We start from the raw sequence: 13,650 nt of genomic DNA, 5'->3' as shown, positions 1-13,650 counted from the left end.
ATGACGCCGTTGCGTCAGCGCTTCAACGCCGCGCGGGCACGCTCGATCAGCGCCGTGGTCGACGAGTCGTGCTTCGCGGGATCGTGCGACTCGGCCGACAGGTCGGCTTCGACAACCTTGCCGAGAATCTTGCCGAGCTCGACGCCCCACTGGTCGAACGGGTTGATGTCCCACACCGTCGCCTGCACGAGCACCTTGTGCTCGTAAAGCGCGATCAGCGCGCCGAGCGTGCGCGGCGTCAGCGCATCGACGAGCAGCGTCGTCGTCGGGCGGTTGCCGGGGAACGTCAGGTGCGGCGCGAGCGCTTCCTTGCCGGGCCCGGCGACCTTGCGCGCTTCTTCGAGCGTGCGGCCTAGCATCAGTGCCTCGCTCTGCGCGAAGCAGTTCGCAAGCAGCTTCGGATGATGGCTCGCGAGCGGATGCTCGGGCGTCAGCACCGCGATGAAGTCGATCGGCACGATCGTCGGCCCCTGGTGCAGCATCTGGAAGAACGCATGCTGGCCGTTGGTGCCCGGCTCGCCCCACGTGACGGCCGAGGTCGGGTAATCGACGAAGGTGCCGTCCAGGCGCGCGGATTTGCCGTTGCTCTCCATCTCGAGCTGCTGCAGATACGCCGGCAGGTAGTGCAGCGCTTCCGAATACGGCGCGACGAGATAGCTCTGCGAGCCGAAGAAATTCCGGTACCAGATGCCGATCAGGCCGAGCAGCACCGGCAGGTTGCGCTCGAGCGGCGCTTCGCGGAAATGGCGGTCCATGTCGTTCGCGCCGGCCAGCAGTTCGTCGAACTGCTCGGGGCCGATCGCGATCATGATCGACAGCCCGACCGCCGACCACAGCGAATAGCGGCCGCCGACCCAGTCCCACATTTCGAACACGTTGTCCGCGGCGATGCCGAACTTCACGACTTCGGCCGGGTTCGCCGACACGCCGACGAAGTGCTTCGCGAGCGCGTCCTCGGGGCAGCCGCGCGCGACGAACCAGTCGCGCAGCGAGCGGGCGTTCGTCATCGTCTCGAGCGTCGTGAAGGTCTTCGACACGATGATCGCGAGCGTTTCCTCGGGATCGACCTGTTCGAGCACGCGCGCGAGATCGGCGCCGTCGACGTTCGACACGAAGTGGGTCGAGATTTCAGGCATCGCGACGTGGTGCAGCGCATGCACGACCATCTTCGGCCCGAGATCGGAGCCGCCGATGCCGATGTTGATCACGTGGCGGATGCGTTTGCCCGTGTAGCCCGTCCACGTGCCGCTGCGCACGGCGCGCGCAAAGGTCGCCATCTTTGCGCGCTCGGCGCTCACCTGCGCGTGAAACGGCGCTTGCGGGTCGGTCGCGCGCAACGCGGTGTGCAACGCGGCGCGGCCTTCGGTCGGGTTGACGATCTCGCCCGCGAACATCGCATCGCGGCGAGCTTCGACGCCTGCGTCGCGCGCGAGCTGCGCGAGCAGGCGCAGCGTTTCGTCATTGATGCGGTTCTTCGAGAAATCGGCCGCGAGACCGCCGCCCGGGAGCGTGAAGCGTTCGGCGCGGGTCGGCGCGCGGTCGTTTTCCGGCGCGAACCAGTCGCGCAGCCGGGCGTGGCGGATCTGTTCGAAGTGGGATTGAAGGGCAGTCCAGGCGGGGAGCGAATTCAGCGTCATGGCGGTTCGAGTGAGGCGTGAATCGGGAGGAATGCCGCGCCGGCTCATCGGGATCGGAAGGCCGGCGGACGAGAAGGCCCGCCGTGCGGCGGGGCAGCCAGTATAGCGGCGTTACGTGTTGGCGCGCGGCGACGGATAAAAAAGGCGATTGACCAGCGTGCGCACCATCGGCGCGAGTTCGCCCGCGGTGAGCCCGGCCGGCCCCGTGCCGTCCGCGGTCAGCATGTCGGCCGCGAGGCCGTGCAGGTAGACGCCCGCGAGCGCCGCTTCGTATGGCGCGACGCGCTGCGCGAGCAGGGCGCCGATCAGGCCGCCCAGCACGTCGCCGGTGCCGCCCGTGGCGAGCGCCGCGTTGCCGGTCGGATTGATCGTCACGCGGCCGTCGGGCGCTGCAATCACCGTGCCCGAGCCTTTCAGCACGACGATGCCGGCGTAGCGCGCGGCAAGCGCCTGCGCGGCCGCGACGCGGTCGCGCTGCACGGTCGCCGTGTCGCTGCCGAGCAGCCGCGCGGCCTCGAGCGGATGCGGGGTCAGCACGCACGCTTTGCCGCGCGCGCCGCGCGTGGCGACGGCGGCTGCGAGGTCCGCGTGCGTCGCGACGAGGTTCAGCGCGTCGGCATCGAGCAGCGTCGCGGCGTCGTGCGCGAGCGCGTCGCGCACGAGCGTCGCTGCGGCCTCGCGCGTGCCGAGCCCGCAGCCGGCCGCGATTGCGGTCATCGCGTCGAGATCGAGGCCGTCGGCCGGATGCAGCATCAGTTCGGGGAACGGCGGGTCGTACGGCGGCGCGCCGGCGCCGAGGAAGCCGACGTGCACCTTGCCGGCGCCCGCGAACAGCGCGGCGCGCGCGGCCAGGATCGGCGCGCCGCACATGCCCGTGTCGCCGCCGAGCACCGCGAGGCTGCCGAACGTGCCCTTGTGCGACGCGAACGCGCGCGCGGGCAGGGCCGCGGCGAACCGCGCGGGCGCGTTCAGCACGATGGCTGGTGCGGCGGGCGGCGCGACGTCGAGCGACGCGACGTCGATCTCGCCGGCGAGATCGCGACCGTCGCCCGTGTAGAGGCCCGGCTTCGCGCCGATGAAGGTGAGCGTGTGGGTGGCCGCGACGGCGACGCCCGCGCCGACGATCTGGCCCGTATCGCTGTCGAGCCCGCTCGGCACGTCGAGCGCGAGCACGCGGCCGCCGCTGCGTGCATGTGCGGCGATGCGCTCGGCCTGCTCGGCGAACGCGCCGTCGAGCGCGCGGCCGAGACCGATGCCGAACAGTCCGTCGACGGCCCACGCATAGCCGTCCAGCGACGCGGGCGGCGTGGCCGACAGCGGCACGCCGGCCGTGCGCGCGAGGCCGAGCGCCCATTGCGCGTCGTCCGGCCTGACCGGTACCGGCATCCACGCCTGCGTCGCGACGCCGAGCTGCTGGAGGTGGGCGGCGGCAACCAGTGCGTCGCCGCCGTTGTTGCCGGGGCCGACCGCGAACCACACGGGGCGGTCGTCGCCGGTGACGCGCTCGGACAGCCAGCGCGCGGCGGCGGCGCCTGCGCGGCCCATCAGCGTGTGCGGCGGCAGCGCCGCGGTTGCGTCGGCCTCGGCCGCGCGCAGGTCGGCGACGCGCAGCAGCGCGATCGGATCGGAGTCGGGAAGCGGGCGGGTCACGGTCATCGCGGGGTCGTGGCGGCTGGCAAGGATGCCGCCCGGGACGGGCCCGCGGCGGTCAGGTCGAGAAGCGCCCGGCGCGCAGCGCGGCGAGCGTGTCGGCGGGCCAGTGCTGCACGTCACCGCCCAGGTAGTCGCTCACCACTTTAGCAGACCCGCACGCGAGCCCCCAGCCGGCCGGGCCGTGCCCGAAATTGACGAACACGCGCGGATGCGGGGTCGGACCCACGACGGGCAGGCCGTCCGGCGACAGCAGTTGCGTGCCTTGCCACGACAGCGCGGCCGAAATCCTGGCGGCGCCGGGCACCCAGTCGTGGACGGCCTGGCCGAGCAGCGCGAGCGCAGCCTCGGACAGCGGCTCGGCGAGCGGCTTCGCGGTGTCGGGCAGGCTCTGCAGCACGGCGCCGCCGCCGATGCGCAGCCGCTGGTGGGTGCGCGTGATCGAGATCCGCTTGATCGAGTCGACGACGCTCAGGTGCGGCGCATGTTCTTCGTAGGCGACTGGCGCGGTGAGCGTATGGACCCGCACCGGGTGCAGCGGCAGGTGCCAGCCGAGCCGTTCGAGCAGCGGCAGGCTGCCGGCGCCGGCAGCGACCACGATCGCGTCGGCGGAAATCACGTCGACCTCGCGTGCCTTCGACGCGTGCCGGTTGCCGGGCGGGACGAGCTCGACCGCGACGCGGCCGGTGTCGATGCGGATCGCGGCGACGTCAGCGCCGAAGCGGAACTGCACGCCGTGTTCGTCGAGCGTCTGCTTGACCAGTTTCGCGAATAGCGGGCAGTTCCCGGTGCGCTCGGTCTCGAGCAGCACGCCGCCGGCGAAGCCGGGATCGGCCGGCACCGACGGTTCGAGCGCCGTGCATTCGTCGGCGGTCAGCGTGCGGTACGGCTGGTCGAGCGTGCGCAGCAGGTCGAGCGCGGGCTGCATCGTTTCCCAGTCGCGCGGATCGCGCACGACGTGCAGGATGCCGGGCTTCTGCTCGAATTCGAGTTCGAGGCGCGCTTCGATGTCGGCGAGCACGTCGCGCGATGCATCGATCAGCGGGCGCAGCCGCGCGTACTGAGCGGCGAACGCGTCGGGCTCGCGCAGCGTGCCGAGCTGCTTGACGAAGCGGCGTACGCCGCCGTTGAAGCCCGGCTTGTAGACGATGCCGCTGTCGCTCGGCTGGCGCTGGCGCATGAAGGTCGGGCCGAACCAGACGTCGAGCGGGCTCGGCAGCAGCGCGCCGCCGTCGCCGTAGGTCGCGCCCTGCGCGACGGTGGCGTGGCGTTCGACCACGCACACGCGGTGGCCGGCCGCACGCAACTGGTAGGCGGTGGCGACGCCGCTGATTCCGCCGCCGATGACGATGACATCCATGGATTGCTTCGATGACGGGCGGCGCGCACGCCGCCCGGTGAGAATTCGCTGAGGGCCCTGGCCCGGTGAACCCGGAATGATAGCGCCAAAATCGCGGGAACCGACGTCGGGCGAGGACACGCTGTGCGACCGCGCCGTGGCCGCGGGCTGCCGCGCCCGTGCGGGCCGGCCCGGCGGGCGGTCGTGCGCGGCGCACACCGGGGCACCGTCGCGGTGCATGCGGGCTGCCGATCGGCCGGTCTTGGGCGACCGACTTCCGGGTATAATTGCGGCCTTCCTTTCGCCCCACGTCGCCACCTCGCGCGACTCATCGACGTCAGTCCAGCCCATGGCTCACTTCTCGTGTTTTCCCGGCGCTTCGGCCCTCTCCGATTTCCGTCAAACCCGTCTGCTCGACACGCTCAGGCAAATCGACACCAACATCGTCGCGGTGCGCGGCCAGTTCCTGCACTTCGTCAATGCGGCCGAGCCGCTGTCGGCCGACGACAGCGCGCGCATCGACGCGCTGATGCACTACGGCGCGCCGTTCGAGCCGGCCGCCGAGAAGGGGGCGGCCGAGACCTTCGTCGTGCTGCCGCGCTTCGGCACGGTCTCGCCGTGGGCGAGCAAGGCGACCGACATCGCGCAGCACTGCGGCCTTACGCACGTGCGCCGCATCGAGCGCGGCGTCGAATTCACGGTCACGCTGAAGTCGGGGCTGCTCGGCGGCAAGAAGGCGCTGTCCGACGACGCGCGCGCGGCCGTCGCGGCCGCGCTGCATGACCGGATGACCGAAAGCGTGATCGCGGCGCGCGACGACGCGCAGCACCTGTTCGACGAACTGCCGGCCAGGCCGCTCGCGAGCGTCGACGTGCTGGGCGTCGGCCGCGGCGCGCTCGAGCGTGCGAACGTCGAACTGGGCCTTGCGCTCGCCGACGACGAGATCGACTACCTGGTCGACGCGTTCCGCAAGCTCGAACGCAACCCGACCGACGTCGAGCTGATGATGTTCGCGCAGGCGAACAGCGAGCACTGCCGCCACAAGATCTTCAACGCGCAGTGGACGATCGACGGCGAAGCGCAGGACATGTCGCTGTTCGCGATGATCCGCAATACCGAGAAGCTGAACCCGCAGGGCACGATCGTCGCGTATTCCGACAACTCGTCGATCATGGTCGGCGCCGAAGCCGAGCGCTGGTTCCCGCGTAACGCGGGCGCGGCCGGCGAGCCGGGCGAGCGTTATGGCCGGCACACCGAGCTCACGCACACGCTGATGAAGGTCGAGACGCACAATCACCCGACGGCGATCTCGCCGTTCCCGGGCGCGGCGACCGGCGCGGGCGGCGAGATCCGCGACGAAGGTGCGACGGGCCGCGGCGCGCGTCCGAAGGCCGGCCTCACGGGTTTCACCGTGTCGAACCTCGACCTGCCCGACGCACGCCAGTCGTGGGAAAACGCGCGCGACGCGGCACAGCCGATCGGCGCGCGCAACCCGGATGACGCGCACGGCCCGTACGGCCGCCCGGACCGCATCGCGTCGCCGCTGCAGATCATGATTGACGGCCCGCTCGGCGGCGCCGCGTTCAATAACGAATTCGGCCGCCCGAACCTCGGCGGCTACTTCCGCGTGTACGAGCAGAACGTCGGCGGCCAGGTGCGCGGCTATCACAAGCCGATCATGATCGCGGGCGGCATCGGCAACATTGCCGACCAGCACACGCACAAGCACGACGTGCCGGCCGGCTCCCTGCTGATCCAGATCGGCGGCCCCGGCATGCGGATCGGGATGGGCGGCGGCGCGGCGAGCTCGATGGCGACCGGCGCGAACACGGCCGAGCTCGACTTCGACTCGGTACAGCGCGGCAACCCCGAAATCGAGCGTCGCGCACAGGAAGTGATCAACGGCTGCTGGCAGCTCGGCGCGGAAAACCCGATCCTGAGCATCCACGACGTCGGCGCGGGCGGCCTGTCGAACGCGTTCCCCGAGATCGTCGACGGCGCGGGCAAGGGCGCGCGCTTCGAACTGCGCAAGGTCGCACTCGAGGAGTCGGGCCTGTCGCCGCGCGAAATCTGGTCGAACGAGGCGCAGGAGCGCTACGTGCTCGCGATCGCACCGGCCGACCTGCCGCGCTTCGAGGCGATCTGCGTGCGTGAGCGCTGCCCGTTCGCGGTGGTCGGTGTCGCGACCGACGAGCGCCAGTTGCAACTGGTCGACGACGAAGCGACGGGCGCCGACGAATACCCGGTCGACATGCCGATGGAAGTGCTGCTCGGCAAGCCGCCGCGCATGCACCGCGACGTCGCGCGCGTCGCGACCGAGCGCACGCCAGTCGACGTGACGGGCATCGCGCTGTCGGAAGTCGCGGTCGATGTGCTGAAGCACCCGACGGTCGGGAGCAAGTCGTTCCTGATCACGATCGGCGACCGTACGGTCGGCGGCACGTCGGTGCGCGACCAGATGGTCGGCCCGTGGCAGGTGCCGGTGGCCGACTGCGCGGTCACCGCGCTCGACTACGCGGGCTTCAAGGGCGAGGCGATGACGATGGCCGAGCGCACGCCGCTCGCAGTGATCGACGCGCCGGCATCGGGCCGCATGGCGGTCGGCGAGGCGGTCACGAACATCGCGAGCGCGCCGATCGCGTCGCTCGACAAGCTGAAGCTGTCGGCGAACTGGATGGCCGCATGCGGCACGGCCGGCGAGGACGCCGCGCTGTTCGACACGGTCAAGGCGATCGGCATGGAGCTGTGCCCGGCGCTCGGGATCGGCATCCCGGTCGGCAAGGACTCGCTGTCGATGAAGACGAAGTGGGACGAGCAGGGCGTCGCGAAGGAAGTGGTCTCGCCGGTGTCGCTGATCATCTCCGCGTTCGCGCCGGTCGAGGACGTGCGCCGGCACCTGACGCCGCAACTGCGTCGCGTCGCGGATGCCGGCGACAGCGTGCTGATCGCGATCGATCTGGGCCGCGGCAAGCACCGGATGGGCGGCAGCATCTTCGCGCAGGTCACGCAGCAGGTCGGCGACGCGACGCCGGACGTCGACGATCCGGAAGACCTGAAGCGCTTCTTCAACGCGATCCAGTCGCTCAACGCGCAGGACAAGCTGCTGGCGTACCACGACCGCTCGGACGGCGGCCTGTGGGCGACGGTGTGCGAAATGGCGTTCGCGGGCCACGCAGGCGTGTCGCTGAACGTCGACATGCTGACGCTCGACCCGAATCACGAATCCGACTACGGCGACGCGAAGGACTGGGCGAAGCAGACGAGCGGCCGTCGCGATGATCGCACGCTGCGCGCGCTGTTCTCCGAGGAACTCGGCGCCGTCGTGCAGGTGCGCGCGGCCGACCGCGACGCGGTGCTCGGCGCGCTGCGCGAGTTCGGCCTGTCGACGTGCTCGCACGTGATCGGCTCGGTCAACGATCGCGACGTGATCGAGGTGTACCGCGACGCGAAGAAGATCTTCGGCGCGCCGCGTACCGAACTCCATCGCGCGTGGGGTGAAGTGAGCTGGCGTATCGCGCGCCTGCGCGACAACCCCGCGTGCGCGGATGCCGAATACGACGCGCTGCTCGACGTGGCCGATCCGGGCATTTCGCCGGTGCTGAGCTTCGATCCGGCCGACGACATCGCCGCGCCGTTCATCGCGACGGGCGCGCGGCCGCGCGTCGCGATCCTGCGCGAGCAGGGCGTGAATTCGCATCTGGAAACGGCCTACGCGTTCGACCGCGCGGGCTTCGATGCGCACGACGTGCACATGAGCGACCTGCTCGCGGGCCGTGCCACGCTCGCCGATTTCGCGGGCGCGGTCGCCTGCGGCGGCTTCTCGTACGGCGACGTGCTGGGTGCGGGCGAAGGCTGGGCGAAGACGGTCCGGTTCAACGCGAACCTCGCCGACATGTTCTCGGCGTTCTTCGCGCGTCCCGACACGTTCGCGCTCGGCATCTGCAACGGCTGCCAGATGCTGTCGAGCCTCGCGTCGATGATCCCGGGTGCGGAAGCGTGGCCGAAGTTCACGCGCAACAAGTCCGAGCAGTTCGAGGCGCGCTTCTCGTTCGTCGAAGTGGAGAAGTCGCCGTCGATCTTCTTCGCGGGGATGGAAGGCTCGCGGATTCCGGTTGCGGTCGCGCACGGCGAAGGCTATGCGGACTTCTCGCAACAGGGCGACATCGATCGCGTCGCGGTTGCGATGCGTTTCGTCGACCACCGTGGCGAAGCGACCGAGCGCTATCCGTTCAACCCGAACGGCTCGCCGGCCGGCATCACGTCGGTCACGACGGCCGACGGCCGCTTCTCGGTGCTGATGCCGCACATGGAGCGCGTGCACCGCACGGTCACGATGAGCTGGCATCCGGAAAGCTGGGGTGAAGCCAGCCCGTGGATGCGCGTGTTCCGCAACGCGCGCCGCTGGATCGGCTGATCCGGATGATGTTCGACCCGAACGCGCCGGCCGAGGTCGTCACGCTGCGCGACGAGCGCGCGAGCGAGGTCGACGCGATCGGCCGCGTGATCGTCGCGGCATTTGCGGGCGAGCCGGAGGGTGGGCAGTTCGAGCGACGGATCGTCGACGCGCTGCGCGTGGACGGCGCGTTGAGCGTATCGCTCGTCGCGGAGCGCGATGGCCGCATCGTCGGGCACGTCGCGTTCTCGCCGGTCGCGATCGGCGGCGAGCCGGCCGGCGGCCAGCAATGGTACGGGCTTGCGCCGCTCGCGGTGCGGCCCGAATGCCAGCGGCAGAGCATCGGCGCGGGGCTCGTGCGCACGGGGCTCGACGCGTTGCGCCGGCTCGGCGCGCGCGGCTGCGTCGTGCTCGGCGATCCCGCGTATTACGCGCGTTTCGGGTTTGAGCCGTCCGGCGACATCGTGTTTCCGCACGTGCCGCCCGAGTATTTCCTCGCGCGGTCGTTCGACGAGTCAGCGCTGCGGCCGTCGGGCGACGTTCGCTATCACGACGTGTTCTATCCCGCATAGCGATCACGGCCGCTTGGCTTGCGTCCGACCCCGGAAAGGCCGCTCTTCGGAGCGGCTTTTTTTATCGCGCATCGGCTGACTGCCGGAGCATCATGATGTGCGCATTCCCGCACCCCAAAAGAAAAAACCGCTCCGAAGAGCGGCTTTTCGATGCGCGGGCGACGCTCGCCCGGCGTTACTGGATCTTCGCTTGCTGGCGCAGACCTTCCTCGAATGCCTGCAGCTTCTGCTGCACGAGCTGTTGCGCGATCTGCGCCTTCACCTGATCGAACGGCGGCGGGGCGATGTCGCGGATGTCGTCGACGCGGATGACGTGCCAGCCGAACTGCGTCTTCACCGGCGCGTCGGTCATCTGGCCTTTCTGCAGCTTCTGCGCGGCCGCCGCGAATTCCGGCACGTACGCCTTCGGGTCGGACCAGTCGAGATCGCCGCCGTTCTTGCCCGATCCCGGATCCTTCGAGTATTGCTTCGCGAGATCCTCGAACTTCGCGCCGGCCTTGATCTTCGCGATCAGGTCCTTCGCCTGCTGCTCGCTGTCGACGAGGATATGGTGCAGGTGGTACTCGCGGTTGCCGCCGGCGCCCTTGACGAGATCGTCGTAGCGCGCCTTCACTTCGGTGTCGGTCGGCTGGTTCTTCTTCAGGAAACTCTCGATCATCGAACGCAGCACGACGGTCTGCTGCGCGACGGCGACCTGCGCCTTCACGTCCGGACGGTTCGGGATGCCTTCGCGGATCGCTTCCTGCATCAGGATTTCGCGGTTCACGAGTTCCTGGCGCACGGCCTGCTGCAGTTGCGGGCTGTCGGTCTGGCCTTGCTGGACGAGCTGCGCGACCATCGCGTCGGCGCGCGACTTCGGAATCGGCGTGCCGTTGACGACGGCGATGTTCTGGGCAAATGCCGGTGCCGCTGCGAATGCAGCCGCCGCGACCCACAGGCGAGGGGATTTCAGGATCATCGGGAATTCCTAATGAGACTAGATTGAAGATTCGTTGAATTCTTCGGGCGTATAAGCCACGATCGCGAGCGCGTGAATGCCGCGCTGCATCGCATCAGCGAGCGCATCATACACCAGCCGGTGCCGCGCGACGCGCGGCTTGCCGGTGAAGGCGGCCGACACGATCGTGACCGTGTAATGGCCGCCGGAGGCCGCGCCGGCGTGGCCTGCGTGCTGCGCGCTGTCGTCGCGCACGGCGAGCGACAGCGGCGCGAGCGACGCGGTGAGGCGCGATTCGATCAGCGCGATGCGTTCGTCGGGCGATGCGTCGAGAAAGGCGTCCGTCATGTCACTCGTCCTTCAGGTATTTCGTGAGCCACAGGCTCTGCAGGATGATGAACACGACCATCGCGCCGGTCGTGCCGAACAGCTTGAAGTTCACCCATTGCGATTCGGTGAAGTTGTGCACCACGTACAGGTTCGCGACGCCGAGCACCGCAAAGAACAGTGCCCATGCGACGTTCAGCTTGTCCCACACGGGGTGCGGCAGCGTGAGCTGCTTGCCCATCATCTTTTCGATCAGGTTGTTGCTAAATGCATAGCGCGCGGCGAGCAGCCCGATCGCAAACAGCCAGTACAGCACAGTCGGTTTCCATTGAATGAATTTCTCGTCATGCAGGACGAGGGTGGCACCACCGAACACGACGATCACGCCGAGGCTGACCCACAGCATCGTGTCGACCTTCCGGTGCCGGAAGGCGACCCACGCGACCTGGGCCAGCGTCGCGACAATCGCGACGGCGGTGGCGGTGAAGATGCCCCAGACCTTGAAGGCGGCGAAAAACAGGATGATCGGAAACAGATCGAACAGGAATTTCATGGCGCTCGCAGCTGCGTGAAAGGCCGCTCGCGCGGCCTTTCACCGTTGTAGGGACCCGCCCGGCGTCGCTTATTCGTCTTCGGGTCGGGACTCGAAGTTTAACGCAGCCGAATTGATGCAGTACCGCAAACCGGTCTGGTCGCGCGGGCCGTCCTCGAATACATGGCCGAGATGCGCGCCGCAGTGGTTGCAGCGGACCTCGACGCGCACCATCCCGTGCGAGTGGTCGACCTTTTCGTCGATCACCTCGCCGTTGAGCGGCTTGAAGTAGCTGGGCCAGCCGCAGCCCGAGTGGAATTTGGAACCGGATTCGAACAGCGGCGTGCTGCAGACGACGCATGTGTAGATGCCGGCGTCTTCGGTGTCGGTGTATTCGCCGGTGAACGCGCGCTCGGTCGCCGCATGCTGCGTGACCTCGTACTGCATCGGCGTGAGCCGGCGGCGCAGCTCGGCGTCGTTCTTCGGGTACGGGAAGGTCTTGTCGTCGGAATCGTGGGACATGTGGGGGTTCTCCTGATCGGTCGGTCGATACGCGCGGGTTGGATGCCTCAGGACGAGCAGCTCACTTCGAGCGACCCGGCCCAGTCGGGCGGCAACGCCGCGTACGCTTCATGCTCCGGTTGTTCGTCGAACGGCCGGCGCAGCACCTGCGCGAGCCGCTCGACTTCGGAAAAATCCTTTTCCTTCGCGCGTCGGATCGCGACTTCGGCCAGATGGTTGCGCAGCACGTATTTCGGGTTCACGCGGTTCATCGCGGCCGCGCGTGCCGCGTCGTCGCGCGTTTCCTCGGACAGCCGTGCACGGTAGAGGTTCGCCCACGCATCGAACGCGTCGCGGTCGATGAACAGGTCGCGCACCGGCGCGTCGCGGCTCGCGTCGTGCTTCGACAGTTGCGCGAGCCGGCGAAACGTCAGCGTGAAATCCGCGTGGCTTGCATGCATCGTCTCGAGCAGCTTGTTGGCGAGTTCGGCGTCGTTCTCGCGTTCGAGCTCGAGGCCGAGCTTTGCGCGCATCGCGCGTTCGAGCGCGGGGCCGAAGCGCTCGGGAAACTTCGCGAGCACGGCCTGCGCGTCGTCCACCGCGCGCTCGGCGCGCGCGTCTTCGTCGGCGATGCCGTGCTGCAGCCCGATCAGCGGCAGCAGCGCCTGCGCGAGGCAGTAGCAGTTCCAGTGCGCGATGCGCGGCTGCATCCGGTATGCGTAGCGGCCGCTGGTGTCCGAGTGGTTGCAGATGTGGTTCGCGTCGAACGCATCGACGAAGCCGAACGGGCCGTAGTCGATCGTCACGCCGAGGATCGACATGTTGTCGGTGTTCATCACGCCGTGGCAGAAGCCGACGGCCTGCCATTGCGCGACGAGGTCGGCCGTGCGCAGCGTCGCGGCTTCGAGCAGCGCGAGGTACGGATCGCTCGCGTCGCGGCATGCCGGATAGAAGCGCTCGATCACGTGATCGGCGAGCTGGCGCAGCAGGTCGGGGCGATCGTTCGAGAAGAAGTGCTCGAAGTGGCCGAAGCGCACGAAGCTTTCCGACACGCGCGTGACGACGGCCGACGTCTCGATCTCCTCGCGGACCACCGGCTGGTCGGAGCCGATCACCGTCAGCGCACGCGTGGTCGGGATGCCGAGGTGATGCATCGCTTCCGAGCACAGGAATTCGCGGATCGACGAGCGCAGCACCGCGCGGCCGTCGCCCATCCGCGAGTATGGCGTGCGGCCGCTGCCTTTCAGTTGCAGCTCGTAGCGGCGGCCGTCCGTGCCGGTGCGCTCGCCGATCGTCAGCGCGCGGCCGTCGCCGAGCTGGCCGGCCCACACGCCGAACTGGTGGCCGGAATACACCGATGCGTACGGCATCGCGTTCGCGGGCCAGTCGCGCGTCGGGTTGCCGGCGAACAGCTCGGCGAACGCGGGCTGCGCGGCGATCGACGCCGGCAGGTCGAGCAACTGCGCGACTTCGTCGGAAAAGCCGACGACGTACGGCGCGGCAAGCGGCGCGGCCGGCAGCCGCGTATGAAACGCGTCGCCGAGTCGCACGAACGCACCTTCGGCGGGCGCGCCGAGCGTGGCGGCGAGGTCGGGGAGGGTGTCAGCCGTATCGGCTGCGCTTCGGGAAAACGACATGTTGAGCGCCTCTGGGTAAGCCGATATTGTAAGGCGGCGCCGCGCCGCCCGCATGGCGGCCCGCGCACCGTGCGCCACGCCCGTCCGGGCCGCCGACGGGGCACGCAGGAACTGGTCACCGATTC

10 protein-coding genes are annotated in these 13,650 nt (G+C 69.2%); 2 read left to right on the top strand and 8 right to left on the bottom strand.

The window, feature by feature from the left end; genetic code table 11:
* Positions 1 to 14 precede the first annotated feature (14 nt).
* From pgi to CUJ89_RS10630, 3 genes are all read right to left on the bottom strand, one after another.
* Positions 15 to 1,637 (bottom strand): glucose-6-phosphate isomerase, encoded by a 1,623-nt coding sequence (gene pgi, locus CUJ89_RS10640; RefSeq protein WP_114177295.1) that lies wholly within the window; start codon positions 1,635 to 1,637, stop codon positions 15 to 17.
* 111 nt (positions 1,638 to 1,748) lie between these two features.
* The gene (locus tag CUJ89_RS10635) at positions 1,749 to 3,293 is read right to left on the bottom strand and encodes an NAD(P)H-hydrate dehydratase (protein ID WP_114177294.1); all 1,545 of its coding nucleotides are present in this window, start codon (positions 3,291 to 3,293) and stop codon (positions 1,749 to 1,751) included.
* Positions 3,294 to 3,345: 52 nt separating this feature from the next.
* Positions 3,346 to 4,647, bottom strand: a complete 1,302-nt coding sequence (locus CUJ89_RS10630) for an FAD-dependent oxidoreductase (RefSeq protein ID WP_114177293.1) — start codon at positions 4,645 to 4,647, stop codon at positions 3,346 to 3,348.
* A gap of 328 nt (positions 4,648 to 4,975) precedes the next feature.
* Between CUJ89_RS10630 and purL the strand changes: the two genes are divergently transcribed.
* Together purL and CUJ89_RS10620 are read left to right on the top strand one after the other, a co-directional pair.
* Positions 4,976 to 9,040: a phosphoribosylformylglycinamidine synthase gene (gene purL / locus CUJ89_RS10625; RefSeq protein ID WP_114177292.1), complete on the top strand. Its 4,065-nt coding sequence runs from the start codon at positions 4,976 to 4,978 to the stop codon at positions 9,038 to 9,040.
* 5 nt (positions 9,041 to 9,045) lie between these two features.
* The gene (locus CUJ89_RS10620) at positions 9,046 to 9,591 is read left to right on the top strand and encodes a GNAT family N-acetyltransferase (RefSeq protein ID WP_114178573.1); all 546 of its coding nucleotides are present in this window, start codon (positions 9,046 to 9,048) and stop codon (positions 9,589 to 9,591) included.
* A 175-nt stretch (positions 9,592 to 9,766) separates the two neighbouring features.
* Here CUJ89_RS10620 and CUJ89_RS10615 read toward each other — a convergent pair whose 3' ends face one another.
* The 5 genes from CUJ89_RS10615 to CUJ89_RS10595 form a co-directional block, all read right to left on the bottom strand.
* The gene (locus tag CUJ89_RS10615; RefSeq protein ID WP_114177291.1) at positions 9,767 to 10,549 is read right to left on the bottom strand and encodes a peptidylprolyl isomerase; all 783 of its coding nucleotides are present in this window, start codon (positions 10,547 to 10,549) and stop codon (positions 9,767 to 9,769) included.
* 18 nt (positions 10,550 to 10,567) lie between these two features.
* Positions 10,568 to 10,876 carry a BolA family protein gene (locus tag CUJ89_RS10610; protein WP_114177290.1) on the bottom strand — a complete coding sequence of 103 codons (309 nt, stop codon included), beginning with the start codon at positions 10,874 to 10,876 and terminating at the stop codon, positions 10,568 to 10,570.
* Between the two features lies 1 nt (position 10,877).
* A complete protein-coding gene (locus CUJ89_RS10605) occupies positions 10,878 to 11,408 on the bottom strand; it encodes a septation protein A (protein ID WP_114177289.1) in 531 nt (176 codons plus the stop codon).
* A 69-nt stretch (positions 11,409 to 11,477) separates the two neighbouring features.
* Positions 11,478 to 11,909: a peptide-methionine (R)-S-oxide reductase MsrB gene (gene msrB, locus CUJ89_RS10600; RefSeq protein WP_114177288.1), complete on the bottom strand. Its 432-nt coding sequence runs from the start codon at positions 11,907 to 11,909 to the stop codon at positions 11,478 to 11,480.
* A gap of 47 nt (positions 11,910 to 11,956) precedes the next feature.
* The gene (locus CUJ89_RS10595; RefSeq protein ID WP_114177287.1) at positions 11,957 to 13,525 is read right to left on the bottom strand and encodes a protein adenylyltransferase SelO; all 1,569 of its coding nucleotides are present in this window, start codon (positions 13,523 to 13,525) and stop codon (positions 11,957 to 11,959) included.
* Positions 13,526 to 13,650: the final 125 nt, after the last annotated feature.

The organism is Burkholderia pyrrocinia (genome assembly GCF_003330765.1).
GTDB lineage: Bacteria > Pseudomonadota > Gammaproteobacteria > Burkholderiales > Burkholderiaceae > Burkholderia > Burkholderia pyrrocinia_B.
Note: the sequence above shows the minus strand (reverse complement) of the source record. Positions and strands in the feature narration are given on the sequence as shown.